The following is a 26,304-nucleotide window of genomic DNA, read 5'->3' as shown; positions in this document are numbered from 1 at the left end:
GTCAGCGGGCGGACGGCCATGACATGGTGTCGGGATCCCGTGCGGGTTGCGCCTGTCCCGGGCACCCGAGCCCGGCCCGCGCACTCCGGGACTGACTACTTCGCGTCGGCGTCGCCGTCGGTCTTCTTCGGCTCCGCGTCCTGCTTCGCCTCGGCGGCGTCGGCGGGCTCCTCGTCCACGTCCTTCTTGCCGAGATCGACGGACTTCTCGTCGGCCGGGGCGTCGACGGGCTCGTCGTCCTTGGTGAGGGAGGAGGCGTCGTCCGGGACGGTGTCCGCGTCGTCCTTCAGGTCGTGCTCGATGCCGTGCACGATGCGGTTGTACTCGTCGTCGGAGAGCACCGCCCCGATGGAGTTCTTGGCGAAGAGGAGGTCGACGCCCGGGCCGGCGTCCAGGAGGACGGTGTCCTCGTTGACCTCCTTGACCGTTGCGTACATGCCCCCGATGGTGCGGACCCCGGAACCCGGCTGCACCTGGTTCCGCATGTCGACAGCGGCCTGCTGCTTCTTCTTGGCCGAGCGGGTCATCAGGATCATGGCCCCGATGAGCACGATGAACGGGAGGAGGGTCACGAGGCTATTCACGGGACGATTTCCTTCGCACGACCGCGCAGAGGGGCGGCCTGTTGGATGGGGGTATGTCAGCCGCCGAGGAAGGCGGCATCGGCGGAGTCTAAGCGAGTCCGCGCGCATGGAACAACGCTCAGCATGGCACCGGGGTTCCTGCCACGGCCAATGCCCTCGCCGTCACGCCCCGAACAGGTCCTGTTGTCCGGTTCCCGCCGTGCCCTGGCGGGGCGGGGTGAGGCCGAGGTGCGCCCAGGCCGCCGGGGTGGCGACCCTGCCGCGCGGGGTCCGGGCCAGCAGGCCCTCCCGTACGAGGAACGGCTCGGCGACCTCTTCCACGGTCTCACGCTCCTCCCCCACGGCCACCGCGAGCGTGGACAGACCGACCGGTCCGCCGCCGAACAGCTTCAGCAGCGCCTCCAGCACGGAACGGTCGAGGCGGTCCAGGCCCCGAGGATCGACCTCGTACACCCGCAGTGCCGCGCCCGCGATGTCCCGCGTGATGATCCCGTCGGCCTTGACCTGCGCGTAGTCCCGCACCCGCCGCAGCAGCCGGTTGGCGATCCGGGGTGTTCCTCGGGAGCGGCCGGCGATCTCGGCGGCGCCGTCGGTGTCGATCTCGACGTCGAGGAGGCTCGCCGAGCGGTGGATGACCCGCTCCAGCTCGGCCGGCTCGTAGAACTCCATGTGCGCGGTGAAGCCGAAGCGGTCGCGCAGCGGGGGCGGCAGCAGTCCCGCCCGCGTGGTGGCGCCGACCAGGGTGAACGGGGGCAGCTCCAGCGGGATCGCGGTCGCGCCGGGTCCCTTGCCGACGATCACGTCGACGCGGAAGTCCTCCATCGCCATGTACAGCATCTCCTCGGCGGGCCGCGACATGCGGTGGATCTCGTCGAGGAAGAGGACCTCGCCCTCCTGGAGGGAGGAGAGGATCGCGGCGAGGTCGCCGGCGTGCTGGATGGCGGGACCCGAGGTGATGCGGATCGGGGCGCCCATCTCGGCCGCGATGATCATGGACAGGGTGGTCTTGCCGAGGCCGGGGGCGCCGGAGAGCAGCACGTGGTCGGCGGTGGCGCCCCGCGCGCGTGCGGCGCGCAGGACGAGGTCGAGCTGTTCGCGGACCTTCTCCTGGCCGATGAACTCGCCCAGGTCCTTGGGGCGCAGCGCGGCCTCCACGGCCTGGTCCTCACGGTCGGCGGCAGGGCCCACCAGCCGCTCGGTGTCGGCGGGGTCGGTCGGGTCGTCCCAGTTCATGTGCGTGGGCCCTCGGGTGCGTTCGCGGTCGGATGGGTCGTACGGGGAGGGGGTGCCGCTCTTCGGGCCGGTCCCGGCAGCCGCAGCGGGCGGTTCGCGTCCGCCGGCGTCCCGTGCGGCTGCGCGGCGCCGCCGGCTAGCGGGCTCTGTTGAGCGTCTGCAGGGCCGCCTTCAGCAGCTGACCCACCTGCGGCGTGCCCTCGGCGGCCAAGGCCTGGGGGGCGACGGCGGCGACCGCCTCGTCGGCCTCCCGGGTCGCGTACCCCAGACCGATCAGCGCGGCGTGCAGCTGGTCGCGCCAGCCGTTGCTGACCGGCGCGCCGATCGCGGGGGCGGCGCCGATCGGCGCGCCCAGGCGGTCCTTGAGCTCCAGCAGCAACTTCTGGGCACCCTTCTTGCCGATGCCGGGGACGGCGGTGAGGGCCTTCTCGTCGCCGGTGGCGACGGCGCGGCGCAGGGCGTCGGGCGTGTGCACGGCCAGCATGGCCTGGGCGAGCCGGGGGCCCACCCCGCTCGCGGTCTGGAGCAGTTCGAAGACCTGGCGCTCGTCGTCGTCCACGAAGCCGTAGAGGGTGAGCGAGTCCTCCCGTACGACGAGGGAGGTGGCGAGCTTGGCGGGCTGGCCCGTGCGGAGCGTGGACAGCGTGTTGGGCGTGCACTGCACGGCCATGCCGACACCGCCGACCTCGACCACCGCGGTGTCGGGTGCGAGGGCGGCGACCGTGCCACTGACGAAGGCGATCATGCCGTGCGGCCTTTCGATGCGGTGGTTGTTGCGGTGTGCCGGGCGACGGCCTGCTGGAGGCGGTTCTGCGCGGGGGCGCGCCAGATGTGGCAGATCGCGAGCGCCAGGGCGTCGGCGGCGTCGGCCGGCTTCGGCGGGGCGTCCAGCCGCAGCAGCCGGGTCACCATGGTGCCGACCTGTGCCTTGTCGGCGCGGCCGCTGCCGGTGACGGCGGCCTTGACCTCGCTGGGGGTGTGCAGGGCGACGGGGATGCCGCGGCGGGCCGCGCAGAGCATGGCGACCGCGCTGGCCTGGGCGGTGCCCATCACCGTGCGGACGTTGTGCTGGCTGAACACCCGCTCCACGGCGACGAATTCGGGCCGGTGCTCGTCGAGCCACTCCTCGATGCCCCGCTCAACGGCGACCAGGCGGTGCCCCAGCTCGGCCTCGGCCGGCGTGCGGACCACGCCGACGCCGAGCATCGTGAGCGGGCGTCCGGGGACCCCTTCGACGACGCCGACGCCGCACCGGGTCAGTCCCGGGTCCACCCCCAGTACCCGCACCCGCCCCTCCTTCGCTCTCCTGCGGCCGTCACCGGCCGGTTTCCCCAGTTCGTGCAGGCTATCGGGTGCCACCGACAACGCGACGGGCCGACGGGGTGTGTCCCGTCGGCCCGTGGCGCGCGCTCCGGTGCGCGGCGGTGCTACGCGTCGACCTTCTCCATGACCTCGTCGCTCACGTCGAAGTTGGCGAAGACGTTCTGCACGTCGTCGCTGTCCTCCAGCGCGTCGATCAGCTTGAAGATTTTCTTCGCGCCCTCCTCGTCCAGCTCGACCTGCATGGTCGGGACGAAGTTGGCCTCGGCGGAGTCGTAGTCGATCCCGGCCTCCTGCAGGGCCGTGCGGACCGCGACCAGGTCGGTCGCCTCGCTGAGCACCTCGAAGGACTCACCGAGGTCGTTGACCTCCTCGGCGCCCGCGTCGAGCACGGCGCCCAGGACGTCGTCCTCACCGAGCTCGCCCTTGGGGACGATGACGACACCCTTGCGGTTGAACAGGTACGACACGGAGCCGGGGTCGGCCATGGACCCGCCGTTGCGGGTCATCGCGACACGGACGTCCGAGGCGGCGCGGTTGCGGTTGTCGGTGAGGCACTCGATGAGCACCGCGACACCGTTGGGACCGTAGCCCTCGTACATGATCGTCTCGTATTCGGCGCCACCGGCCTCCAGACCACCGCCGCGCTTGATCGCCGAGTCGATGTTCTTGTTCGGGACCGACTGCTTCTTGGCCTTCTGCACGGCGTCGTAGAGGGTCGGGTTGCCCTCCAGGTCGACGCCGCCCATGCGCGCGGCGACCTCGATGTTCTTGATCAGCTTCGCGAAGAGCTTGCCGCGCTTGGCATCGATCACGGCCTTCTTGTGCTTCGTCGTAGCCCATTTAGAGTGGCCGGACATCTGCCTGTCTCCTTCGCGTAACCCATCTCTGCAACGAACGCCAGAGATCCTACAAGGACCGAGCCGCGCGGGTCGCGCGCACCATGTCGACGAACAGGCCGTGCACACGGTGGTCGCCGGTCAGTTCCGGGTGGAACGACGTGGCGAGCGCGTTGCCCTGACGGACCGCGACGATATGGCCGTCGTGCTCGGCCAGCACCTCGACGCGGGCGCCGACGGACTCCACCCAGGGGGCGCGGATGAAGACCCCCTCCACAGGATCTCCCGTGACGCCCGCGACGTCGACCGCGGCCTCGAAGGACTCGTTCTGCCGTCCGAAGGCGTTGCGGCGCACGATCATGTCGATACCGCCGATCGTCTCCTGGCCCGAGCGCGGGTCGAGGATCTTGTCGGCCAGCATGATCATGCCGGCGCAGGTGCCGTAGACGGGCAGTCCGTCGCGGACCCGGGCGCGCAACGGCTCCATCACGCCGAACAGGGTGGCCAGCTTGGAGATGGTGGTGGACTCGCCGCCGGGGATCACGAGGCCGTCGACCTCGTCGAGCTCTTCGGGGCGCCTGACCGGCCTGGCCACGGCGTCGGCCGCGGCCAGGGCGACGAGGTGCTCCCGTACGTCGCCCTGGAGGGCCAGCACGCCGATCACGGGGGTGTCGCTCATGGGGTGCAGTGCCTTACCAGCCGCGGTTGGCGTAGCGCTCGGTCTCGGGCAGGGTGTCGCAGTTGATGCCGACCATGGCCTCGCCGAGGTTGCGGGACGCGTCGGCGATGATCTTCGGGTCGTCGAAGAAGGTGGTCGCCTTCACGATGGCGGCGGCGCGCTTGGCCGGGTCGCCGGACTTGAAGATGCCGGAGCCGACGAAGACGCCCTCGGCGCCGAGCTGGCGCATCAGCGCGGCGTCGGCGGGCGTGGCCACACCGCCGGCGGAGAACAGCACGACCGGGAGCTTGCCCAGCTCGGCGACCTCCTGGACCAGCTCGTACGGGGCGCGCAGGTCCTTGGCGGCGGCGTACAGCTCGTTGTTGTCGTAGCCGCGCAGGCGGGCGATCTCGTTCTTGATCTGGCGCAGGTGGCGGACCGCCTCGACGACGTTGCCGGTGCCGGCCTCGCCCTTGGAGCGGATCATGGCCGCGCCCTCGGCGATGCGGCGCAAGGCCTCACCGAGGTTGGTGGCGCCGCAGACGAAGGGCGTGGTGAAGGCCCACTTGTCGGAGTGGTTGACCTCGTCGGCGGGGGTGAGCACCTCGGACTCGTCGATGTAGTCGACGCCCAGGGACTGCAGGACCTGCGCCTCGACGAAGTGGCCGATGCGGGACTTGGCCATGACCGGGATGGAGACGGCGTCGATGATGCCCTCGATCATGTCCGGGTCGGACATCCGGGCCACCCCGCCGTCCTTGCGGATGTCGGCCGGGACCCGCTCCAGGGCCATGACGGCGACGGCGCCCGCGTCCTCGGCGATCTTCGCCTGCTCCGGCGTGACGACGTCCATGATCACGCCACCCTTGAGCTGCTCGGCCATGCCGCGCTTGACGCGCGCGGTGCCGGTGGCGGCGTTGTCCTGGGGCTGGGCGGGGTTGGGGAGCGTGCTGGACACGGGTGACCTCACTGACGTGAAAGAGGGTTTCTGCGAACACCGAGGAAACGGGAAGTGCGCAGGCCACAGCAAGGGCCAATGTGCAGCCGGTGGATCGTTTTCCGCCACCTCCGCTAGGCGGCCCGGTCCGCCAGGGCCGTCGGGGGCTCGTCGTCCATCTCGAAGGCCATGGGGAACGGCGCGTGCCCGGCCAGCCGGAACCATCGCACCTTGCGGTGCTGCCGCAGTCTGCGGGCGGCACCCACCGCGTCGTTGTGGAAGCGCCGGGCCATCGGCACCCGGCGTACCGCCTCGGTGAGCTCCCGGGCCGCCGCCTCTCCCCCAGGTGCCTCCCGGACCACCTCGACCTGCTGCGGGTCGGCGAACACGGCCCGCAGGGACTGGCTCAGCTCGCTCTCGGCGACCTCCCGGTGCTCCTCCTCGGACTGCCGGGCCGCGTGCGCCGCCTCGTACAGGACGATCGAGGCCGCCGGATCGAGCACCCCGGACGTGGCGACCTCCTGGGCCACCGAGGCGCGGCGCAGCAGTTGCGCGTCCAGGGCGGCCCGGGTGGCGTCGATCCGGGCGTGCAGCCGGTCCAGGCGGCCCGCCGTCCAGCTCAGGTACACGCCCACGGCGACCAGGGCGACGATGATCCAGATCAGGGTTGCGGTCACGGGCGGCAAGGCTACCGGGGTGCCGGTCGGGTGCGATCGGTCAGTCGCGGGCCAGCCCGAACCGGCCCCACAGTCCGGCGGACCGCTCGTCGGCGGCGACCGCGCTGGTGCCGTCCGTGACCGTCTCGTAGACCGACAGGATGTCCGCGCCCACCGTCGACCAGTCGAACCCGCGGACGTGGGCGCTGCCCCGCTCGCTGAGCTCCTTGCGCCGCTCGGGGTCGCCCAGCAGCCGCAGGGCGGCCTCCGCGAGCGCGTCCGCGTCCTCGTTGGCGAACAGCTCGCCCGCCGCGCCCTGGTCGAGGACCTGGGTGAAGGCGTCCAGGTCCGAGGCCAGCACGGGGGCGCCCGCCGACATCGCCTCGACCAGGATGATCCCGAAGCTCTCGCCGCCGGTGTTGGGTGCCACGTAGACGTCGACACTGCGCAGGAAGCGGGCCTTGTCCTCGTCGCTGACCATGCCGAGGAACTCCACCCGGGAGCGCAGCTCGGACGGGAGCGACTCGACCGCCTGCCGCTCGTCGCCGCGGCCCGCGACCAGCAGCCGCGTCTGCGGCCGCTCGGCGAGAATCCTCGGCAGCGCCCGCATCAGCACCGGCAGGCCCTTGCGGGGCTCGTCGATGCGGCCGACGAAGCCGAGGGTGTCGCCCTGCCACTCGGGGCGGGGCTCGGCCCGGGCGAAGAAGTCGACGTCCACGCCGTTGGGGATCACCACGGCGTCCCCGCCGAGGTGCTCGACGAGGGTGCGGCGGGCGTACTCGCTGACCGCGATCCGGGCGCTGATCTTCTCCAGCGCCGCCTGGAGGATCGCGTACGCGGCGATCATCGCGCGCGAGCGGGGGTTGGACGTGTGGAAGGTGGCGACGATGGGGCCCTGCGCCGCCCAGCAGGCGAGCAGGCCCAGCGACGGGGACGCCGGCTCGTGGATGTGGATCACGTCGAAGGCGCCGTCGTGCAGCCAGCGGCGCACCCGCGCCGCCGACAGGAACCCGAAGTTCAGCCGGGCCACCGAACCGTTGTACGGCACCGGGACCGCGCGGCCTGCGGAGACGACGTAGGGCGGCAGCGGGGTGTCGTCGTCCGCGGGGGCGAGGACGGACACCTCGTGCCCCTGGCGGAGGAAGTACTCGGCCAGATCCCTGATGTGGAACTGGACGCCGCCCGGCACGTCCCAGGAGTACGGGCAGACGATGCCGATCCTCACGGGGTCCCCTTCGTGGCATCCGGGGCCGCCGGACCGCCCTTTGCGGGGTCGAGGTCCTTGAGCCACAGCCGCTGCAACATGTGCCAGTCCTCCGGATGTTCGGCGATCCCCGACGCGAAGGCGTCCGCCAGGGCCTGCGTCATGACAGACGTCTTCTCGGCCCGGGTGCCTGACTCGGGTACCTCGATCGGAGGATGCAGACGGCCCCGCATGACGGGTGAGTCGTCGTACCAGAGCGTCGCCGGCATCAGCAGGGCCCCGGTCTGCTGGGCCAGCAGCGCCGGTCCGGCCGGCATCCGCGCGGTGTCGCCGAAGAAGCTGACCTCCACCCCGGAGGCGGACAGGTCGCGGTCGGCCACCAGGCAGACCAGGCCGCCGCCACGCAGCCGGCGGGCGAGGGCGCCGAAGGCGGAGCCGCCGGTGTGCGGCAGGACCTCCATGCCGAGGCCCGCGCGGTAGGCCACGAAGCGGTCGTAGAGCGTCTCGGGCTTCAGCCGCTCGGCGACGGTGGTGAAGGGGATGCCGAGCTTGGTGGTGACCCAGGCGCCGGCCAGATCCCAGTTGGCCAGGTGCGGCAGGGCCAGGACGACGCCCTTGCCCGCGGCCAGGCCGTCCGTCAGGTGGTGCAGGTCCTTGGGCTCGAAAGCGGCGTTCACGCGCTCGGCGCTCCAGGCGGGGAGCCGGAAGGACTCCATCCAGTAGCGCAGGTACGACCGCATGCCCGCGCGCGTGAGCGCGGCGAGCCGCTCCGGGGACGCGCCCGGCACCACTCGCGCGTAGTTGGCCTCCAGCCGCAGCACACCCTTGCCGCGCTGCTTCCAGGCGAGGTCGGCCACCGTGTTCCCGAGCCGCCTGGCCACCGGCTCGGGCAGCTTCTTCACCGTGCTCCAGCCGAGGCCGTACAGGGCGTCCGTCAGGCTGTCCCGAGCACTCATTTCGCCGCCTCCCTCCCCTGAGAGGCATTGTCGTCGCTCCCCCGCTCCGCCGCCTCCGCCTCGGCGGACTCGCGGCGGACCGTGACGACCCGCTGGATCAGCGTGATCAGGCTGCCGCCGGCCACGATCCACAGGGCGATCGGCAGCAGCACCTGGATCCCCGGCACGCCGAACGCGTGCAGACCCGCGAGCCCGGCCGCGACCAGCGAGATCACCAGCCGCTCGGCGCGCTCGACCAGCCCGTTCACGGCGACCGGCAGGCCGATCGACTCGCCGCGCGCCTTGGTGTACGACACCACCTGACCGCTGGCCAGGCAGAAGATCGACACGGCGCACAGCACGAGGTCGTCGCCGCCACCGGCGTACCAGAGGGCGAAGCCACCGAAGATGGCGCCGTCGGCGACCCGGTCCAGGGTGGAGTCCAGGAAGGCGCCCCAGCGGCTGGAGCGGCCCAGCTGGCGGGCCATGTTCCCGTCGACGAGGTCGGAGAAGACGAAGAGGGTGATGACGACCGTGCCCCAGAAGAACTCCCCCTGGGGGTAGAAGACCAGCGCGCCCGCCATCACGCCCGCGGTGCCGATCAGCGTGACCGTGTCGGGGCTCACGCCCCGGCGGATGAGAAACGCGGCGAACGGTGTGAGGACACGCGTGAAAAATGCACGCGCGTACTTGTTCAGCATGGCCTTCCCGAGGGTCGCTGGCGCCGCCCGGCCCCTGCTGGCCGTCGGCTGGCCCATCGTAGCCACGCGCGCGGGCGGGCGACCGCTCGGCACCCACGGCTCGTCGGGGAGCGGGGCGCACGGCCCGCAACCGCCGCCGGTCGGCGGCTTCGCGTCCTTTGTATGGACGCACCGTGACGGGAGTGGAAAGCTCGAAGAATCGCGGGCGTCGCCGGAGCCGCCCAGCACGCGGGTCCCGCGTGTCCGCGCCCACAGTGACCTCACCGTGCACGGGAGGCAGGATCATGGGCGACAAGACCAATGCACACCCCGGAGCCGCCGGCAGAGCAGTGGCGGCCGACCAGCCCGCGTCCGTACGGAATGTGGTGCTGGTCGGCCACTGCGGAGCGGGAAAGACGACCTTGGTGGAGGCGCTCGCGCTGACCGCGGGGGCGGTGAACCGGGCGGGCCGCGTGGAGGACGGCGGCACGGTCTCCGACTACGACGAGATCGAGCACCGGCAACAGCGCTCGGTGCAGCTCTCCCTGGTACCCGTCGAGTGGGACGGCATCAAGGTCAACCTTCTCGACACCCCCGGATACGCCGACTTCGTCGGGGAACTACGGGCCGGTCTGCGCGCCGCGGACGCGGCCCTCTTCGTCGTCTCCGCCTCGGACGGCGTGGACGGCTCGACCCGCGTGGTGTGGGAGGAGTGCGCGGCCGTCGGCATGCCGCGCGCCATCGTCGTCACGCACCTGGAGGCCGCACGCGCGGACTTCGAGGAGATGACGCGGATCTGCGCGGAGGCGTTCGGCGCCGACGACCCCGACGCCGTGCTGCCGCTGTACCTGCCGCTGCGCGGCCCGCAGGCGCCGGACGGGCACGCGCCGGTGACCGGGCTGACCGGGCTGCTGTCGCAGAAGCTGTTCGACTACTCGACGGGCGAGCGCAAGGAGTCCGAGCCGGACGAGGAGCAGCTGCCGCTGATCGAGGAGGCACGCAACCGCCTCATCGAGGGGATCATCGCCGAGAGCGAGGACGAGACCCTCATGGACCGCTACCTCGGCGGTGAGCGGATCGACGTCAAGACCCTCGTGCAGGACCTGGAGCGGGCCGTCGCGCGCGGCAGGTTCTTCCCGGTGCTGGCCGCCGCTCCCGCCGGCGACGGCGCCCGGCAGGGCCTCGGCACGGTCGAGCTGCTGGAGCTGGTCACCGGGGGGTTCCCGACCCCGCTGGAGCACGAGCAGCCCCAGGTCACCACCATCGACGGCAGGCCACGCGAGCTGATGTCCTGCGATCCGGACGGGCCGCTGGTCGCGGAGGTCGTGCGCACCTCTTCCGACCCGTACGTCGGCCGCGTCTCGCTCGTGCGGGTGTTCTCCGGCACGCTGCGGCCGGACGCGACCGTGCACGTCTCCGGTCACGGACTCGCCGACCGGGGCCATGAGGACCACGACGTCGACGAGCGCATCGGCGCCCTGTCCACGCCGTTCGGCAAACAGCAGCGCCCCGTCTCGCACTGTGTCGCCGGCGACCTCGCCTGCGTGGCGAAGCTGAACCGCGCGGAGACCGGCGACACCCTCTCCGCCAAGGACGACCCGCTCCTGATGGAGCCCTGGGACATGCCCGATCCCCTGCTGCCGCTCGCCATCCAGGCGCACAGCAAACCGGACGAGGACAAACTCTCCCAGGGTCTGTCCCGGCTGGTGGCCGAGGATCCGACGATGCGCCTGGAGCAGAACCAGGACACCCACCAGGTGGTGCTGTGGTGCCTGGGCGAGGCCCACGCCGACGTCGCGCTGGAACGGCTGCGCAGCCGTTACGGCGTGCGGGTGGACGTCGTACCGCACCGGGTGCCCCTGCGGGAGACGTTCGCGACCAAGGCGGGCGGGCGCGGCCGGCATGTGAAGCAGTCCGGCGGCCACGGGCAGTACGCCATCTGCGAGATCGAGGTGGAACCCCTGCCCGGCGGCTCGGGCATCGAGTTCGTCGACAAGGTCGTCGGCGGGGCGGTGCCGCGCCAGTTCATCCCGTCGGTCGAGAAGGGCGTGCGCGCGCAGGCCGCCAAGGGCATCGCCGCGGGGCACTCCCTCGTCGACGTGCGGATCACGTTGCTGGACGGCAAGGCGCACTCCGTGGACTCCTCGGACGCCGCGTTCCAGACGGCGGGCGCCCTCGCGCTGCGCGAGGCGGCGGCGGACGCGAGGATCCATCTGCTGGAGCCGGTGGCCGAGGTGAGCGTGCTGGTCGGCGACGACTACGTGGGCGCCGTGATGAGCGACCTGTCCGGGCGGCGCGGCCGGGTGCTGGGCACCGAGCAGACCGCCGGCGGACGCACCCTGGTGAGGGCCGAGGTGCCGGAGATCGAGATCGGGCGGTATGCCGTCGATCTGCGTTCCCTCTCGCACGGGACCGCGCGGTTCAGCCGGCGCTACGCGCGCCACGAGCCGATGCCCCCTCAAGTCGCCGAGCGGCTGCGGAAGATGGAGCAGGACGCCTCCTAGCGCGGGCGGGCCTGCGTGGCTGAAGGACGGTGGTTCTCCTCCGGTTCGGCGGACGGCTTCGGCCGTCCGCCGACGTATGTCGGTGCCTGCGGATAGGCTTTGACGACCTGATCAACAGGTGTGCGGAGCAGGGAAGTCGGGAAGGCCGCAGGAGCGACAGTGGCGGCGATCGGGGGCGGGAATGACCGTTGACAGCGGTTACGCGGACATCTTCGGGCCGCAGGTGCCGCGCACGGGCGACGAAGGGCAGACGGCGACGTACGCGCTGGCCTCCGCGGCGTACCGGGACAACGAGGTCGAGGAGATACTCAAGGCCAACAACGAGTGGCACGAGTCGAAGGTGAAGCCCGGCCAGAAGTGGGCGAAGATCTTCCGGCCCAACCTCGGCGAGGCGTTCTCCCGGGCGGTGGTCGACCGGATGCTCGGCTCGGGCCGGGCACCGCTGATCCAGTCCTTCGGCGCGGAGCCGCAGGTCGTCGTCGAGCACTGCCTGGCGGCCAACCGCATCCGCCGCGAGCGCGACAACCTGCTCGCGATCGTCATGGTGCTGTGCGGTCTGCTCTTCCTGCCCGGCCTGCTGGTCTGGCTGATGGTGTTCACGATCCGCACCACCATCGCCCGGCGTGAGGACAAGCGGGCCTCGACACTCGCGACCACGCTGCTCGTCGCGGTCGGGGCACTGGCCGTGATCTTCCTGGTCCAGATGCCCTTCACCGGCTTCTGGGCCTGGTACGCGCGTGCGGCGGTGGTGATGCCGGTGATCGGCTGGTTCTGGGCCAAGCAGATCTGCGAGCGCACCGCGAAGGACCTGCGGGAGCGCTGGGACAGCCTGCTGTCGGGCAGCAGCGTCGGCGCGAAGGTGCCCGAGGCGGTGCCCAGCAACCCCGGTGAGACCGCCGCCGAGCAGCTGCGCCAGTCCCTCGCCCGGCTCGGCGCCGAGCAGCAGTCCAACTCCGTCTTCTACGCCGGGCCCAAGGGCATACTCGGCATGGGCACCCGCTGGGGCAGCTGGCAGCTCGCGGAGGACCTCTCCCCGGCCGATCCCGACCGGGAGATCCACCCGTTCCGCAGCTGGGACGTCGTGCGGTCCATCCACGACCAGCTGCGCATGCTGGAGCGCGGCCCGCTGAACACGGGCGGCTTCCCCAAGCCCTCGATACGCCACTGGGTCGTCACGCCGATCGGCGAGAACGCGACGTCGGTGTCCCGTCCGGGGGGCACCGACGTGGAGGCGTACCAGGTCAAGTCGCACGCCATCCAGGAGATCTGCAACAAGCAGCAGTTCGGCAGCGGCGACCGGCACTACCTGGGCGTGCAGTGGACGCTCTGGGACGGGCAGTTGGTGATCACCATGCTGATCACGGTGACCGTGCTCTTCGAGACACTGCGCATCGAGGTCACCGGGCACGCCCTGGGGCCCGTGCACCCGCTCTTCACCTCCAAGCCGGCGGCGAAGGAGAAGTCGGTGCAGAAGTCCGTGAAACGCTGGGAGACGCGGACCGTCAAGCTCCCGCTGGTCGACGCCGACGAGGTGGTACGGGTGGCCGCCCGGGCGCCGCTGACCTGGTACCCGCCGCTGCTGAACTGGCTCGGCGGGTCGCTGGCCCTGCCCGAGCCGTTCGGCCTGCGGCACGCGTGGGCCGCGAAGCCCTGGCGGCACCGGTTCATGGCCGACGACGCGCTGCGCGCCGCCACGCCGGTGCTCCGCGTGGTCCACTCGGCGGCGATCCGGGTGCTGGAGGAGAACGGCGTGGACACCGAGAAGTTCGGCAACCGCTCGGCGTTCCTCAGCACGGCCGTGCAGGACCCGTCGCCCCGCAAGGCGGACCTGTACGACGCGTGAGGCGACCCCTGGCCGGCGGTCTCACGCCGTCGGCCAGGCCTCCGCCAGCATCTTCCGGGTGTCGGCCAGCAGCTGGGGCAGCACCCGGGTGTGCCCCACCACGGGCATGAAGTTCGTGTCGCCGCCCCAGCGCGGCACGATGTGCTGGTGCAGATGCGCGGCGATGCCCGCGCCGGCGACCCCACCCTGGTTCATGCCGATGTTGAAGCCCTGGGCGCCCGACGCCGTGCGCAGCGCCGTCATCGCCTGCTTGGTCAGCTCGGCGAGCTCGGCGGTCTCGGGCTCCGTGAGGTCCGTGTAGTCGGCGACGTGCCGGTAGGGCACGACCATGAGGTGGCCGCCGTTGTACGGGTACAGGTTCAGCACCGCGTACACCTGGGCGCCACGGCGGACGACCAGGCCGTCCTCGTCGGACTTCGCCGGGATCGAGCAGAAGGGGCAGCCGTCGTCGGCCCCCGGACCGGTGGGCTTGTTCTCACCCTGGATGTAGGCCATCCGGTGGGGTGTCCACAGGCGCTGGAACGCGTCCTGCGTCCCCACTCCGATCTGCTGTTCCGGCTCACTCGTCATGCAAGGCAGCATATGGCTTCGCCCATTCGCGGCGTGTCGCCGGGCTGGGCGAAAACCGCCGGGACCGGGCCGGGCCCGCGGACCACGCCGACGAAAGGCCCCCGGGTGAGCCGTACGGCTTCCGGGGGCCCTGCGGGGTGCGCCGGGGCGCGTCAGACCTGCGTGCGCTCCTCGACGACCTTCGCGATCTTGGCGATGGCCTCGTCGACGGGAATGCCGTTCTCCTGCGAGCCGTCGCGGTAGCGGAAGGAGACGGCGCCGTTGGCCATGTCCTCGTCGCCCGCGATGACCATGAAGGGCACCTTCTGCTTCTGCGCGTTCCTGATCTTCTTCTGCATGCGGTCGGACGACGAGTCCACCTCGACCCGCAGCCCCTGCCGCTTCGCCGTCGCCGCGAACTTCTCCAGGTACTCGACGTGCGCGTCGCCGATCGGGATGCCGATCGCCTGCACGGGCGCGAGCCAGGCCGGGAAGGCGCCCGCGTAGTGCTCCAGGAGCACCGCGAAGAACCGCTCGATGGAGCCGAACAGCGCGCGGTGGATCATGACCGGGCGCTGCTTGGTGCCGTCCGCGGCGGTGTACTCCAGGTCGAACCGCTCGGGCAGGTTGAAGTCGAGCTGGATGGTCGACATCTGCCAGGTGCGCCCGATGGCGTCCTTGGTCTGCACGGAGATCTTCGGCCCGTAGAAGGCGGCGCCGCCCGGGTCCGGGACCAGCGGCAGCCCCTGCTTCTCGGCGACCGCGCGCAGCGTCTCGGTCGCCTCATCCCAGGCCTCGTCGGAGCCGACGAACTTCTCCGGGTCCTTGGTGGACAGCTCCAGGTAGAAGTCGGTCAGGCCGTAGTCGCGCAGCAGGCCGAGGACGAAGGTGAGCGTCTTGTCCAGCTCCTCGGACATCTGCTCACGGGTGCAGTAGATGTGCGCGTCGTCCTGCGTGAAGCCGCGCGCGCGGGTGAGGCCGTGCACGACACCGGACTTCTCGTAGCGGTACACGGTGCCGAACTCGAACAGCCGCAGCGGCAGTTCCCGGTACGAGCGGCCGCGGGCGTCGAAGACCAGGTTGTGCATCGGGCAGTTCATGGGCTTGAGGTAGTAGTCCACGCCCTCGTCGAGCTGCATGGGCGGGTACATGCCGTCGGCGTACCAGTCCAGGTGGCCCGACGTCTCGAAGAGCTTCCCCTTCGTCGCGTGCGGGGTGTAGACGAACTCGTAGCCCTCCTCCTCGTGGCGGCGCCGCGAGTAGTCCTCCATCACCCGGCGGATGACGCCGCCCTTGGGGTGGAAGACGGCGAGCCCGGAGCCGATCTGCTCGGGGATGGAGAAGAGGTCGAGCTCGCTGCCCAGCTTGCGGTGGTCGCGCTTCTCGGCCTCGGCGAGGAACTCCAGGTACGCCTTCAGCTCGTCCTTGGACGGCCAGGCGGTGCCGTAGATGCGCTGGAGCATCGGGTTCTTCTCGCTGCCGCGCCAGTAGGCGGCCGCGTTGCGCATCAGCTTGAACGCCGGGATCAGCCGGGTGGAGGGCAGGTGCGGACCGCGGCAGAGGTCCTTCCAGCACAGCTCGCCGGTCTTGGCGTCCAGGTTGTCGTAGATCGTCAGCTCGCCGGCACCGACCTCGACGTCCGCGCCGTCGTCGTGCGAGGCGGAGCCCTTGAGACCGATCAGCTCCAGCTTGTACGGCTCGTCGGCCAGCTCAGCGCGGGCCTCGTCGTCGGTGACGACGCGGCGGGAGAAGCGCTGGCCGCGCTTCTGGATCTCCTGCATCTTCTTCTCGATGGCCTTGAGGTCATCGGGGTGGAAGGGCTTCTCGACGTCGAAGTCGTAGTAGAACCCGTCCTTGACCGGCGGGCCGATGCCCAGCTTGGCCTCGGGGAACAGCTCCTGCACGGCCTGCGCCATGACGTGCGCGGTCGAGTGGCGCAGGATGCCCAGGCCGTCCTCGGAGGAGATGTCGACACCCTCGACCTCGTCGCCGTCGGCGAGCGCGTGGGCCAGGTCCTTCAGCTCCCCGCCCACCCGCGCGGCGATGATCGAGCGCTCACCGGCGAAGAGGTCGGCGGCCGTGGTGCCCGTCGTCACCGTGCGCTCTTCCCGCTCGGAATCGCGTTGGATGATCACACGGACGTCTGACACCGGTCTCTCCTGACTGAAGGTGGATGCGGCGCCGTACCGAGAGCGCGCGCAATAAGGGATCGTACCGACCCCGGACCACCGCAGGCGAAATCATTCCCCGCCGCAGGCCTCCTCGAAGAAGTCGAGGTTCTCCTGCAACGACTTCAGCAGCTGGTCCCGCTCCACCTCGTCCACCTGCACCGGTACGACCCCGGAGGCGCCCGTCAGCCGGCGGAAGCCGCCGCGGCTCTCCAGCCGCCCGTGCACCCGCACCGGCAGCCCGACGAGGTGGGCCTGCCCGGCGATCCGGTAGTCCTCCTCGTCCAGGATGAGCCGGACGTGCGGAATCTCGGCACCGGCCAGCACCCGCAGCCGCACGGTCCCCTCGCCGCGCCGCTCCGACCTGCGCATGCGGACCACCTCGCCGGTGATCCGCACCGGCACGGAGGGCTCCTCGCGCAGATAGCGGGCCCCGGCCTCGCGCAGCACGGGCAGGTCGCCCGGCGAGAACTCCACGGCCTCGCCCCGCCCGGCACCGCCCTCGGGCGGACCGGCGCCCGGGGCCCACTCGACGGCGACACGGGCGCCCTCCGTGCCCCGAACCAGGGCGACGAGCGCCTCGGTCAGCTCACGGCTCACCCCGGCTTCGACGGCCCCGTCGAAGGCGTCCATGCCCCCGGTGGCGCGCTGGTAGTCGATGGCCTCGCGGACGGCGTAGAGCGCCTGGTGGAGGCGGACGGCGAGCGGCCTGGCCGGGTCGACGGGGACGAAGGCCGTGAGGCCGCTGCCGCCCGTCGCGGCGCCGACCAGGACGCTCTCCAGCATCACGGCGGCGGCGCGCTTGTGGCGGGCGCCGTAATAGCCCGCACGCGCGCGGGTGGCGAGCGCCGCGGCGAGCAGCGTCTGCCGGGCGGCCGAGCGCAGCTGCTCCTCGACGGTCCAGGACGCGGCACCCGCCGGTCCCGCGGGCACGTCACGCCACCAGCGGATCTCGTCGCTGGGCACGCTCAGCCCGACGAGCACCTCGCGCGCGGACGGCATGGGGCTGCGGGAGAGGGCGAGGAGCGCCTCGGCGAGCAGGTCGTCGCTGTCGGGGAAGGCCCGGCTCTCGGGCACGAGCAGACTGGTGCCGCCCGCCCCGGGGCCGGGCGGTGTCCAGCGGCCGTAGCGTCCGGCGGCGCCGCCGCGGCGCTGCCAGCCGTGCCGGCGCAGCAGCGCGCCGAGCACGGCGGGGTCGACCTGGCCGGGCTCCGGCGGCTGGTCCCAGGGCTCGGGGTGGGGCCGTACGGCCCGCAGGGGCTCGTCGAGCGGGCGGTGCGTCATGGTCTGCCTCCCGTCCCGACCCGCGTCATGATCTCGCACAGCGCCCGGTCGTCGAAGATGCGCGAGGTCGGTATGCGGACGTTGGTCCGGTGCCGGCCGGTCACGGGGTGCCCGGCGAGGTTGACCCAGTAGCAGCAGTGCCGCAGGTCCAGCCGGTCGTGGCTGGCGCGCAGCCAGTCGTCCTGCGAGCGCGGGACGAGCATCACGACGAGGATCTTGTGCACCGAGACCGGGGTGCGGGCGAGTTTCGCCAGGTGGTCGTTGTCGAGCGTGAAGGAGAAGAAGCGGCCGGGCGGCTTGGGCGCGATCTGGTACGTGGCCTTGAGCTGCACCTTGATGGTGACCTCGTCGTCGATCGTGTGCCCCGGCGCGCTGTGACTGACGTGCCAGTCGATGCCGTTGTCCGGAAAGGGCTGGGACAGCGAGCAGCCGGCGGCGGCCGCGACGGCGTGCAGATAACCCACCTGCAATGTCTCCATGCAGGCGGTGGTGGCGAGTGAACCGCGATGGGGGCCCGTGCGTTCGGGCAGCAGCCCGCCCCGCTCGGGCTGCGCTATCGCCATGGCCAGCAGCCTTCCAAGCAAAGTGAATGTCCCCGCGCCGGGCCGCGCCCACGGAAGACGCCGCTGAACTGCGCGGACCCGTACTTCTGTTGTCTCCTCCCGGCGTACGGCGCAAACAGCCCGGGTATCACCAAACGGGCAGAAGACGGTGCGTCAGCTGCCGTGGGTGAACGAGGAGTTGTGTACGTATGACGTGCTGGTACGAGGGCCCGCTGGCGGCATTCGACACGGAGACAACGGGCGTGGACGTCGAGACCGACCGGATCGTGTCGGCCGCCCTCGTCGTCCAGGACGCCCCTGGCACACGACCCCGGGTGCACCAGTGGCTGGTGAACCCGGGCGTGCCGGTGCCCGCCGAGGCGACGGCGGTGCACGGGCTGACGGAGGATCATCTGGCGCGCAACGGCCGCTGGCCGGCGCCGGTGATGCACGAGATAGCCACCGAGCTCGCCGAACAGGCGGGCACCGGGCGGCCGTTGGTGGTGATGAACGCGCCGTTCGACCTGACGCTCCTGGATCGCGAGCTGCGCCGGCATCGCGCGTCCTCGCTGGGGCGCTGGTTCGAGTCGGTCCCTCTGCTGGTGCTCGACCCACGGGTCCTGGACAAGCACCTGGATCGCTACCGCAAGGGCCGGCGCACGCTGACCGACCTCTGCGAGCACTACGGCGTCCCGCTGGACGGCGCGCACGACGCGGCGGCGGACGCGCTGGCCTCGCTGGAGGTCGTGCGGGCCGTCGGGCGGCGTTTCGCGTCCCGGCTGGAGCGTCTGTCGCCCGCGGAGTTGCACACGTTGCAGGCGGTGTGGCACGCGGCGCAGGCGAGGGGCCTGCAGGCGTGGTTCGCGCGCAGCGGCAACGAGGAGGCGGTGGACCCGGCGTGGCCCCTGCGTCCGGGGCTCGCGGCGGCGGCCTGAGCGGTCGCCGGACATGCAAAAAGCCGGTCCGCCTCGGCGGACCGGCCTTTCCCGGTGGGCGATACTGGGTTCGAACCAGTGACCTCTTCGGTGTGAACGAAGCGCTCTCCCACTGAGCTAATCGCCCGGGAACGCACTGAACAATACAGGTGCCTCCGCGATTACTTCAAACCGCTTGGGGACCGGGGCCCAAGTACGCCAGCAGGCCTCGCCGTCCGGAGCGCATCATCAGCCGGTGGTTGACACGGAACAGGGGACGCCCCGGCACCGCGAGGCGGCGCAGCAGGATCTTGTGCACGTCCACCACCTGGTCGTAGCGGGCGAGGCACCCGCTCCCCGCGGGCAGGACCGTCCAGCGGGCCCAGCCCTCGACGTCGCCGGTCATCGCGACCTCCAGCACCCCGGACCCGGGGTCGCGGCGCACCTCGCGCGCGACGAAGGTCAGGTCGTACGGCAGGAGCGACCGGATGCGGATCACGCCCGTGGTGCCGTCGGTCCGCCGGACCTCGCGCACCTGTCGCCACCAGCGCGGGTAGTCCTCGGGCCGCTCCAGGACGGCGTACACGGCGGCCGGAGCGGCGGGCAGGCGCCACAGGCTGCGGAAGCGGTAGTGGGTCCAGTCCATGTGCCGAGTCTGCCCCCGCGGCCCCGCCGGACGCATGAATCGTTTCAGGAGCGCGCGGGCCCCACGTCCAGGAGCGCGACGTGGCCGGGATGTGCGGACACCCGGAGTGAGGAAGAGGGCGTGGCACGACAACGGCCCACCTGCCGTGGAGCAGATGGGCCGTGTCCCGGGTGGGCGATACTGGGTTCGAACCAGTGACCTCTTCGGTGTGAACGAAGCGCTCTCCCACTGAGCTAATCGCCCGGGCGCAGGAAGAAGATTACCCCATGTCAGGGGGTGCGGATGACCGCGCCGGACCGCCCTCGCGCCCCGCGCCGTGGATCACTGGTCCTTGATCTTCCACGGCATCATCAAGCCGAACTTCCAGACGTAGAACCCGGCGATCGCGGCCACGATCACACAGCCGATCGACGTCAGGACGATGTTGCGCCGGCGCACCTTGGGGTCGAGCGCGCGCTGTGCGGCCTCGGTGACCTTGCGCTTCGTCCAGCGCAGCACCAGCTGGGCCCAGACGAACTCGGTCGCCCAGATCGCCATGCCGCCGAAGATGATCACCCAGCCCGGGCCCGGCAACGGCAGCAGGACGATGCCGGTGCCCACGACCGCGAGGCCGACGAGGAAGACCCCCACCTGCCAGCTCACGTGCAGCAGGCGCCGTGCCTTGACGAATTCCGGCGCACGCGAGCCCAGGGCGCGCTCGCCCGGCGCCTCACGCGTCCCCGAATCGTCCGTCGCCATGGCAACCTCGCCTGGCTTGCTACTCCCCGTATTCATACGGCCAAACCCTACCCGAACGTTTCCGGTCACCGGAATGGGCGTATCGGGCGAAGTCGTTCTCGGCCGGAAGAGTTACGTAAACACACGCAAAACCCTCAGAGGGGTTTACAACGGCACCGTAGGTGGCATGTCGATTTCGCCGACGTGCGAATCCCCGAGCGCACACTGAGCGAAAGGCCCTGGCGCTTATGAACACCACGGTCAGCTGCGAGCTGCACCTGCGCCTCGTTGTGTCGAGCGAGTCCTCCCTGCCTGTCCCCGCAGGCCTGCGGTACGACACGGCCGACCCCTACGCCGTGCACGCCACCTTCCACACCGGAGCCGAGGAGACCGTCGAGTGGGTGTTCGCCCGCGACCTCCTCGCCGAAGGGCTTCACCGGCCCACAGGAACCGGCGACGTCCGTGTCTGGCCGTCGCGCAGTCACGGTCAGGGCGTCGTCTGCATCGCCCTCAGCTCCCCTGAGGGGGAAGCTCTGCTCGAGGCCCCCGCGCGGGCCCTGGAGTCGTTCCTGAAGCGAACCGACGCCGCCGTGCCGCCCGGCACGGAGCACCGGCACTTCGATCTCGACCAGGAGCTCTCGCACATCCTGGCGGAGAGCTAGGGCGAGACCGCCACCAAGCCGCCCGGCCGTCCACTCGGGGAGACGGCTCGGGCCTGTCCGGCGGATCAGGCCGGAGCGAGCCGACGGCACTGATCCTCCACCGTGAAGCGTGCCAGGGCCCGTCCCGGCAGGATCCTCCGGGCAGGCCCCCACGCGCCAGGACAACCGCATACGGCACACACCGGCGCTGCCGCCGCGCGATGTCGCGGAGGCGGCGCCGGTCCGCGTGCCCGCACGTCTCGCGTCCCGGGCCCTCGGGGAACCGCGGCGCGTCCCCCCGCGTTCCAGGGGCAGGGCGCCGACCGGGTGCCACCCGAGGCGGTGGGGCCACGGCCCGGAGCCACTACCATCGGCCAGCATCGGCGGGCGCCCGCCCGACCATCAGGCCAGGGAGCGAAACGTGCTGATCACCCACGACACCCGGTGCGCTCTCGACACCGTGGTCGATCTGGTGAACACCGCGCCGGAGGACGAGTCGGCGCCGGACGGACTCGCGAACCTCGCGGCTCTCACCGATTTCGTGCGGAACCACGAGGTCAGCGACGTCGGCGTGCTCTCGGAGTTCGACCTCTCGGCGGTGCGCAAGATCCGTGGCCGGTTCGCCGGGATCTTCGCCGCCCCGGATCCCCGTGCCGCGGCCGGAATGATCAACGAGTTGATCGCCGCCGCCGGCACCACGCCCCGGCTCACGGACCACGACGGCTACGACTGGCATGTGCACTACTTCGCGCCCGGTGCCTCCGTCGCCGACCACCTGGCGGCCGACTGCGGGATGGCGCTCGCCTTCTTCGTGGTCGCGGGTGAGCAGGAGCGGCTGCGGCGCTGCGAGGCGCCCGACTGCCGGCGCGCCTTCGTCGACCTCTCACGCAACCGCTCGCGGCGCTATTGCGACAGCCGCACCTGCGGCAACCGTCTGCATGTGGCCGCCTACCGGGCGCGCCGCAAGGAGGCCGCGGGCTGACGCCCGGGCGGGATGCCGACGCGGTCCCCGGCGGGTGACGCCGGGGACCGCGCGTACGGCTCACAGCAGGAACAGATCGTGCAACGCAGCCATGAGCAGCAGACACCCGATCACCGCAAGGAAGATCATCAGCGGTGGCTGGGATAGGGCGAAGAGGCACCCGCGCGGCTCGTCCTTCGGCGGCGCGGCATCGCTCTGTGTCGTGTCCAGCATCTCGCGGCGATGATGACGCAGGTGGCGGCCCGAACGCGATCAAGACGCACGAAGATGCGAGAGTTCGCCGAAATCCGTGATCACCTGCACGTCTGTGGCGCGAGCCGGACAGCTTCCGATCATCCAGGGGATTGGGTCGTTTCAGACGCTTGCGCCCGGATTCAGATGCCGTGCTTCTTGAGGATGGCCTCGATGTCGCTGAAGTCGTCCGTGCCCTCGCCACGGGGCGCGGCCTGCGGCTCGGTGCGGGGCCGGCCGGCCGGGCGGTCCGCCGGGCCGAGGGAGGGCGCCGAGGCCCGCGGGGCCACCGGGTCCTGCTGGGGCGCCCCGGCCACCGCGCGCCCCTTGCGGCCGCGCCGCCGCTCCACCGCCCTCGTGGACAGGAACAGCAGCCAGGCACCGCCGAGCACCCCGAAGCCCGCCCAGGCCACCGGGCTGAACGCGGTGTCCGCGGCCCACTCCACGGCACCGGTCATCACCAGGCCGAGCGGGACCAGCGCATAGGCGGCGATCCGGGCGGCCGTGAGGAAGCGCCTGCGGAAGGCGGACACCGCCGCGATGCCCAGGCCGGCCGCGGCAACGGCGGAACACACGGTCTCGGCAATCATCCGGTCCTCCAGGCAGCCTCGGGCGGGCGGTGCGCGTCGCCTCCTCCATCGTGCACCCGCGCAGCCGCGCCGGGCCACGCACCGCCAGGACATCAGGGACATCTCCGGGTCGGCTCCTCCGCAGGTGCAGGTGGGGCGTACGACGCCCGGAGCCGATTGGGACGGGCGCGCCGGTGCTGGGAGACTGACGGCATGAACGACTCCTCCCCCGACCGCCCCGCGCCCGTTCTCGACGTCTGGTGCGAACTGCAGTGCCCGGACTGCCGCGGCGCCCTGGACGATCTCCGCGCCCTGCGCGCCCGCTACGGCGACCGCCTCGAACTGCGGCTGCGGCACTTCCCGCTGGAGAAGCACAAGCACTCCTTCGCCGCCGCGCAGGCCGCCGAGGAGGCCGCCGAACAGGGGCAGGGGTGGCCCTACGTCGAGGCCGTGCTGGCGCGGGTCGAGGAGCTGGACCGCGAGGGAGAGCCGTTCCTGGTCGAGGTGGCCCGGGAACTCGGCCTGGACGCCGAGGAGTTCGACACCGCGCTGATCGACGGGCGGCACATCCTGATCGTCGACGCCGACCAGGCCGAGGGCAAGGCGATCGGCGTGACCGGCACACCCACGTACGTCATCGACGGGGTCCTGCTGGACGGCGGCAAGAGCCAGGAGGGGCTGCGCGAGCGCGTCGAGGAGATCGCGGACCGGCTGCTCGCCGCCCAGGACTGACGGCCGGGCCCTGCTGCCCCTCCCTCGGCTTGCTCAGAGCAGGTTCTTGTAGAGGGTGTGCCGCGTCGTCGTGTAGCCGAGGGACTCGTAGAGCCGCTCGGCGGGGGTGTTCCCGGCGAAGACGTTGAGGCCGAGGACGTGCCGGCCGGCCGCGAGCGCCTGCCGTTCGGCCAGCAGCATGAGCGCACGACCGTGCCCTCGTCCCCGATGTGCCGCGTCGGTCTCCACGTCGTACACGTAGGCCTTGTCCCCCTGGAGCGCCACCCACAGGACGCCTACCGGGGTGCCGTCCTGTTCCAGGACGCTGAACAGCATGTCCGGTGTGGCCGCCCCGTCCGGCAGGAGCCGCTCGTGGTCGCTCCGCGCCTTGGCGCGGGCCTCGGCCTCGGTGACCCCCCGCTCCCGCCAGGTACGCGCGTACCGCTGCGACTCGTGCTCCAGCCAGCGGGCGAAGTCGGCCTCGGTCATGGGCCGCGCGTGACGTCCGGCGGGCAGGTCGGGCGGGGTGTCGCCGAGGTGCTTCTCCATGCCGCGGTTGCGCGGGACGTACCCGAGCGCGGTCAGGAGCCGCAGTGCCGCCTCGGCGCCGCCCGGGGCGGACGCCTCGATCTGGCGACAGCCCCAGCCACGGGCCACCTCCTCGGCGGCGAGGGCGGCGACCGTGCCGCGTCCGCGGCGGCGGTCGGGCTCGTCGATGCGCAGGTCGAGGATCCGCGCCATCGAGTCGCCGAAGGCGGGGGACGTGCCGAGATGCACCGCGCCGACGGGACGGCTGTTCACGCACACCTGGTAGTGGCGGGAACGCGTCCCGTCGGCCGCGCGCTGAAGCGGCTCGGTCGGCCGCAGGGTGGTGGTCATCAGGGGTGTTCTACCCGGTCCAGGCCCTCAGGTCCGCCCCATTTCCACGGCTCTACGGATCGAGGTCGTCGCCCGCCCGCTCGTCGAAGATTTGCATGGCCTTCGCGGTCACCGGGCCCGGGGCGCCCGGCAGTTCGCGGCCGTCGACGCGGTGGACGGCCTGGACGTCCCGCAGGGTGGACGTCAGGAAGACCTCGTCGGCCCGCTCCAGCACGTCCAGCGGCAGGTCGGTCTCCTTGGCGCCGGTCCACTCGACGGTCAGCGCGCGGGTGATGCCGGCGAGACAGCCGGAGGCGAGCGGCGGCGTGTGGATCTCACCGTCGAGGACGACGAAGACGTTCGAGCCGGTGCCCTCGCAGAGCTGTCCGACGGTGTTGGCGAACAGCGCCTCGGAGGCGTCCTGTTCGTGCGCGCGAGCGAGGGCGACGACGTTCTCGGCGTACGAGGTGGTCTTCAGGCCGGTGAGCGCGCCGCGCTCGTTGCGGGTGAAGGGGACCGTGATCACGGCGGTGGAGTCCGGGCGCCGCCGGGTCTCGCCGAGGGCGACGACCAGGGTCGGGCCGTGCTCGCCGCGGTCCGAGCCGAGCGGGCCGTGGCCGCCGGTGTAGGTGAGGCGCAGCCGGCCGAGCGGCATGGGGTTGGCGTCCAGGACGGCGGCGCAGGCGCGGCGCACCTCGTCGAGGTCGGGGTCCGGCAGGCCCAGCCCCCGGGCGGAGCGGGTCAGCCGGTCGAGGTGGCGGGTGAGGGCGAACGGCGTGCCGTCGACCGCCTTGACCGTCTCGAAGATGCCGTCGCCCACGGTCAACCCGTGGTCGAAGACGGAGACACGGGCGGACTCGGCCTCCTGGAGCCTGCCGTCGAGCCAGATCTTCACCGGTCTCCACCTCACATTTCCGTGCCGGGGACCTGACCGCGACCGGGGATCCGGGGATCGCCCCCGGACGGACTCGGCACGCTCACGGTCCCTCTTCACTCATCTCGTACGCCCCCGACGCTACCGCGAGCAGCCGGGATGCCTTCAGCTCGGTCTCCCGCCACTCGCCCTCGGGGTCCGAGCCCCAGGTGATCCCCGCGCCGGTCCCGAAACGCAGTACGCCCGCGGCCCGGTCGAACCAGAAGGTGCGGATGCCGACGGCCAGCTCACCCGTCCCCCGGTCGGCGTCGACCCAGCCGATGCCGCCGCAGTACGGTCCCCGGGGCGCGGTCTCCAGCGCGTCGATGATCCGCAGGGCGCTCGACTTGGGCGCGCCGGTGACCGATCCGGGCGGGAAGGCGGCGGCGAGCAAATCCGGCCAGCCCGCTCCGTCGCGCAGTTCACCGCGCACGGTGGACACGAGGTGGACCAGCCCCGGGTGCTTCTCAACCGCGCACAGGTCGGGGACGGTCACCGTGCCGGACGCGCAGACGCGGCCGAGGTCGTTGCGGACCAGGTCCACGATCATCACGTTTTCGGCGTAGTCCTTCTCCAGCAGGTCCGCCTCGGTGCGGCCGGTGCCCTTGATCGGGCCCGACACGACGGACCGCCCCTCGCGGCGCAGGAAGAGTTCGGGGGACGCGGTCGCGATCTCGACGCCGTGGGCGGGCAGGCGGATCGTTCCGGCATAGGGCGCCGGGTTGCCGCGGGCCAGCAGCGCGGTGAGGGCGTCGGGGTCGGCGTCCGGGGCGAGGGGCGCCGACAGGACGCGGCAGAGGTTCGCCTGGTAGACCTCGCCGGCCGCGATGTGCTGCCGTATCCGGCGCACTCCCGCCGTGTACGAGGCGCGGTCGAGGGACGACGTCCAGTCGGCGACGGCCGGGCCGCGCCAGGCGCCCGGGACGGGCGCGGGCACCGGCTCCTCCCGCACCTCGGCGAAGCGCGCGCAGGTCAGACGGCCCTCGAAGTCGGCGGCCACGGCCCAGAAACCGGTGGAGTCGAGGGCGGTGGGGTCACCGGTGACGTCGAGGAGGCCGGTGGCGACGCGGTCGCCGAAGCGGGCGAGAGGTGGGAGGTGGAGCACGTTGTCGAGTCTATGGCGGGTGTCCCGCCGGTGGCCCGGGCGTGTCCTTCCAGGTGGTCCGACCGCGCGTGTGACCAGGCA

Annotated in this window: 28 protein-coding genes and 2 tRNA genes; 6 read left to right on the top strand and 24 right to left on the bottom strand. The window is 71.8% G+C overall.

Annotated elements, in window-relative coordinates:
- Nucleotides 1-95: 95 nt before the first annotated feature.
- The 11 genes from yajC to pgsA form a co-directional block, all read right to left on the bottom strand.
- Nucleotides 96-584, bottom strand: a complete 489-nt coding sequence (yajC, locus tag ACZ7LV_RS15860; RefSeq protein WP_401677494.1) for a preprotein translocase subunit YajC — start codon at nt 582-584, stop codon at nt 96-98.
- A 162-nt stretch (nt 585-746) separates the two neighbouring features.
- The gene (ruvB, locus tag ACZ7LV_RS15855; protein ID WP_471939692.1) at nt 747-1,817 is read right to left on the bottom strand and encodes a Holliday junction branch migration DNA helicase RuvB; all 1,071 of its coding nucleotides are present in this window, start codon (nt 1,815-1,817) and stop codon (nt 747-749) included.
- Nucleotides 1,818-1,953: 136 nt separating this feature from the next.
- A complete protein-coding gene (gene ruvA, locus ACZ7LV_RS15850) occupies nt 1,954-2,562 on the bottom strand; it encodes a Holliday junction branch migration protein RuvA (RefSeq protein WP_471939690.1) in 609 nt (202 codons plus the stop codon).
- Entirely contained in the window at nt 2,559-3,104 is a 546-nt protein-coding gene (gene ruvC / locus ACZ7LV_RS15845; protein ID WP_471939688.1) for a crossover junction endodeoxyribonuclease RuvC, read from the bottom strand. The genes ruvA and ruvC overlap by 4 nt, the downstream gene beginning before the upstream one ends.
- Nucleotides 3,105-3,244: 140 nt before the next feature.
- On the bottom strand, nt 3,245-3,997 hold the full coding sequence (locus ACZ7LV_RS15840; RefSeq protein ID WP_471939687.1) for a YebC/PmpR family DNA-binding transcriptional regulator: 753 nt from the start codon (nt 3,995-3,997) through the stop codon (nt 3,245-3,247).
- A gap of 49 nt (nt 3,998-4,046) precedes the next feature.
- Nucleotides 4,047-4,655 (bottom strand): pyridoxal 5'-phosphate synthase glutaminase subunit PdxT, encoded by a 609-nt coding sequence (gene pdxT, locus ACZ7LV_RS15835; RefSeq protein ID WP_471939685.1) that lies wholly within the window; start codon nt 4,653-4,655, stop codon nt 4,047-4,049.
- A 13-nt stretch (nt 4,656-4,668) separates the two neighbouring features.
- Nucleotides 4,669-5,592 (bottom strand): pyridoxal 5'-phosphate synthase lyase subunit PdxS, encoded by a 924-nt coding sequence (gene pdxS, locus ACZ7LV_RS15830; RefSeq protein WP_401677511.1) that lies wholly within the window; start codon nt 5,590-5,592, stop codon nt 4,669-4,671.
- A 113-nt stretch (nt 5,593-5,705) separates the two neighbouring features.
- On the bottom strand, nt 5,706-6,248 hold the full coding sequence (locus ACZ7LV_RS15825) for a LemA family protein (protein WP_471939683.1): 543 nt from the start codon (nt 6,246-6,248) through the stop codon (nt 5,706-5,708).
- 40 nt (nt 6,249-6,288) lie between these two features.
- Complete coding sequence (locus ACZ7LV_RS15820; RefSeq protein WP_471939681.1) at nt 6,289-7,452, bottom strand: glycosyltransferase family 4 protein; 1,164 nt, start codon at nt 7,450-7,452, stop codon at nt 6,289-6,291.
- Nucleotides 7,449-8,387, bottom strand: coding sequence for a phosphatidylinositol mannoside acyltransferase (locus ACZ7LV_RS15815; protein WP_471939679.1), 939 nt, complete (start codon nt 8,385-8,387; stop codon nt 7,449-7,451). The genes ACZ7LV_RS15820 and ACZ7LV_RS15815 overlap by 4 nt, the downstream gene beginning before the upstream one ends.
- Nucleotides 8,384-9,124 carry a phosphatidylinositol phosphate synthase gene (pgsA, locus tag ACZ7LV_RS15810; RefSeq protein ID WP_471939677.1) on the bottom strand — a complete coding sequence of 247 codons (741 nt, stop codon included), beginning with the start codon at nt 9,122-9,124 and terminating at the stop codon, nt 8,384-8,386. Before pgsA ends, ACZ7LV_RS15815 begins: the two co-directional genes overlap by 4 nt.
- Nucleotides 9,125-9,351: 227 nt before the next feature.
- Here pgsA and ACZ7LV_RS15805 point away from each other — a divergent pair, with 227 nt between their 5' ends.
- Both ACZ7LV_RS15805 and ACZ7LV_RS15800 read left to right on the top strand, forming a co-directional pair.
- Nucleotides 9,352-11,550 (top strand): elongation factor G-like protein EF-G2, encoded by a 2,199-nt coding sequence (locus ACZ7LV_RS15805; protein ID WP_471939675.1) that lies wholly within the window; start codon nt 9,352-9,354, stop codon nt 11,548-11,550.
- Nucleotides 11,551-11,731: 181 nt separating this feature from the next.
- Complete coding sequence (locus ACZ7LV_RS15800; RefSeq protein ID WP_471939673.1) at nt 11,732-13,393, top strand: hypothetical protein; 1,662 nt, start codon at nt 11,732-11,734, stop codon at nt 13,391-13,393.
- Between the two features lie 21 nt (nt 13,394-13,414).
- Here ACZ7LV_RS15800 and ACZ7LV_RS15795 read toward each other — a convergent pair whose 3' ends face one another.
- The 4 genes from ACZ7LV_RS15795 to ACZ7LV_RS15780 form a co-directional block, all read right to left on the bottom strand.
- Entirely contained in the window at nt 13,415-13,975 is a 561-nt protein-coding gene (locus ACZ7LV_RS15795; RefSeq protein WP_471939672.1) for an HIT family protein, read from the bottom strand.
- A 140-nt stretch (nt 13,976-14,115) separates the two neighbouring features.
- The gene (gene thrS / locus ACZ7LV_RS15790) at nt 14,116-16,092 is read right to left on the bottom strand and encodes a threonine--tRNA ligase (RefSeq protein ID WP_471939670.1); all 1,977 of its coding nucleotides are present in this window, start codon (nt 16,090-16,092) and stop codon (nt 14,116-14,118) included.
- 90 nt (nt 16,093-16,182) lie between these two features.
- Complete coding sequence (locus ACZ7LV_RS15785; protein WP_471939669.1) at nt 16,183-17,394, bottom strand: hypothetical protein; 1,212 nt, start codon at nt 17,392-17,394, stop codon at nt 16,183-16,185.
- Nucleotides 17,391-17,957 (bottom strand): DUF4365 domain-containing protein, encoded by a 567-nt coding sequence (locus ACZ7LV_RS15780; RefSeq protein WP_471939667.1) that lies wholly within the window; start codon nt 17,955-17,957, stop codon nt 17,391-17,393. Before ACZ7LV_RS15780 ends, ACZ7LV_RS15785 begins: the two co-directional genes overlap by 4 nt.
- Nucleotides 17,958-18,145: 188 nt before the next feature.
- Here ACZ7LV_RS15780 and ACZ7LV_RS15775 point away from each other — a divergent pair, with 188 nt between their 5' ends.
- Nucleotides 18,146-18,871: a 3'-5' exonuclease gene (locus ACZ7LV_RS15775; protein WP_401677542.1), complete on the top strand. Its 726-nt coding sequence runs from the start codon at nt 18,146-18,148 to the stop codon at nt 18,869-18,871.
- A 55-nt stretch (nt 18,872-18,926) separates the two neighbouring features.
- On the opposite strand, the gene ACZ7LV_RS15770 is transcribed toward ACZ7LV_RS15775, so the two are convergent.
- From ACZ7LV_RS15770 to ACZ7LV_RS15755, 4 genes are all read right to left on the bottom strand, one after another.
- Nucleotides 18,927-18,998 (bottom strand) — tRNA-Val (locus tag ACZ7LV_RS15770).
- Nucleotides 18,999-19,037: 39 nt separating this feature from the next.
- Nucleotides 19,038-19,496, bottom strand: a complete 459-nt coding sequence (locus ACZ7LV_RS15765) for an SRPBCC family protein (protein WP_471939666.1) — start codon at nt 19,494-19,496, stop codon at nt 19,038-19,040.
- A 171-nt stretch (nt 19,497-19,667) separates the two neighbouring features.
- Nucleotides 19,668-19,739, bottom strand: a tRNA-Val gene (locus ACZ7LV_RS15760).
- Between the two features lie 78 nt (nt 19,740-19,817).
- Complete coding sequence (locus tag ACZ7LV_RS15755; RefSeq protein WP_471939664.1) at nt 19,818-20,270, bottom strand: TIGR02611 family protein; 453 nt, start codon at nt 20,268-20,270, stop codon at nt 19,818-19,820.
- Between the two features lie 191 nt (nt 20,271-20,461).
- Here ACZ7LV_RS15755 and ACZ7LV_RS15750 point away from each other — a divergent pair, with 191 nt between their 5' ends.
- Both ACZ7LV_RS15750 and ACZ7LV_RS15745 read left to right on the top strand, forming a co-directional pair.
- Nucleotides 20,462-20,875 carry an SsgA family sporulation/cell division regulator gene (locus ACZ7LV_RS15750; RefSeq protein WP_004002642.1) on the top strand — a complete coding sequence of 138 codons (414 nt, stop codon included), beginning with the start codon at nt 20,462-20,464 and terminating at the stop codon, nt 20,873-20,875.
- Nucleotides 20,876-21,275: 400 nt separating this feature from the next.
- The gene (locus ACZ7LV_RS15745; protein ID WP_471939662.1) at nt 21,276-21,836 is read left to right on the top strand and encodes a CGNR zinc finger domain-containing protein; all 561 of its coding nucleotides are present in this window, start codon (nt 21,276-21,278) and stop codon (nt 21,834-21,836) included.
- A 60-nt stretch (nt 21,837-21,896) separates the two neighbouring features.
- Here ACZ7LV_RS15745 and ACZ7LV_RS15740 read toward each other — a convergent pair whose 3' ends face one another.
- Both ACZ7LV_RS15740 and ACZ7LV_RS15735 read right to left on the bottom strand, forming a co-directional pair.
- Complete coding sequence (locus tag ACZ7LV_RS15740) at nt 21,897-22,049, bottom strand: hypothetical protein (protein WP_189699665.1); 153 nt, start codon at nt 22,047-22,049, stop codon at nt 21,897-21,899.
- A gap of 161 nt (nt 22,050-22,210) precedes the next feature.
- A complete protein-coding gene (locus ACZ7LV_RS15735) occupies nt 22,211-22,657 on the bottom strand; it encodes a hypothetical protein (RefSeq protein WP_471939660.1) in 447 nt (148 codons plus the stop codon).
- Nucleotides 22,658-22,849: 192 nt separating this feature from the next.
- On the opposite strand from ACZ7LV_RS15735, the gene ACZ7LV_RS15730 reads away from it, so the two are divergent.
- The gene (locus ACZ7LV_RS15730) at nt 22,850-23,368 is read left to right on the top strand and encodes a DsbA family protein (protein ID WP_471939658.1); all 519 of its coding nucleotides are present in this window, start codon (nt 22,850-22,852) and stop codon (nt 23,366-23,368) included.
- A gap of 33 nt (nt 23,369-23,401) precedes the next feature.
- Here ACZ7LV_RS15730 and ACZ7LV_RS15725 read toward each other — a convergent pair whose 3' ends face one another.
- The 3 genes from ACZ7LV_RS15725 to ACZ7LV_RS15715 form a co-directional block, all read right to left on the bottom strand.
- Nucleotides 23,402-24,226 (bottom strand): GNAT family N-acetyltransferase, encoded by an 825-nt coding sequence (locus ACZ7LV_RS15725; protein WP_471939656.1) that lies wholly within the window; start codon nt 24,224-24,226, stop codon nt 23,402-23,404.
- 52 nt (nt 24,227-24,278) lie between these two features.
- Entirely contained in the window at nt 24,279-25,100 is an 822-nt protein-coding gene (locus ACZ7LV_RS15720; RefSeq protein WP_471939654.1) for an aminotransferase class IV, read from the bottom strand.
- An 82-nt stretch (nt 25,101-25,182) separates the two neighbouring features.
- Nucleotides 25,183-26,223, bottom strand: a complete 1,041-nt coding sequence (locus tag ACZ7LV_RS15715) for a chorismate-binding protein (protein WP_471939652.1) — start codon at nt 26,221-26,223, stop codon at nt 25,183-25,185.
- Nucleotides 26,224-26,304: the final 81 nt, after the last annotated feature.

The sequence above is a fragment of the Streptomyces sp. NPDC107562 genome, assembly GCF_055657325.1.
The sequence above is the reverse complement of the archived record's forward strand: the minus strand, read 5'-3'. Positions and strand labels throughout refer to the sequence as shown.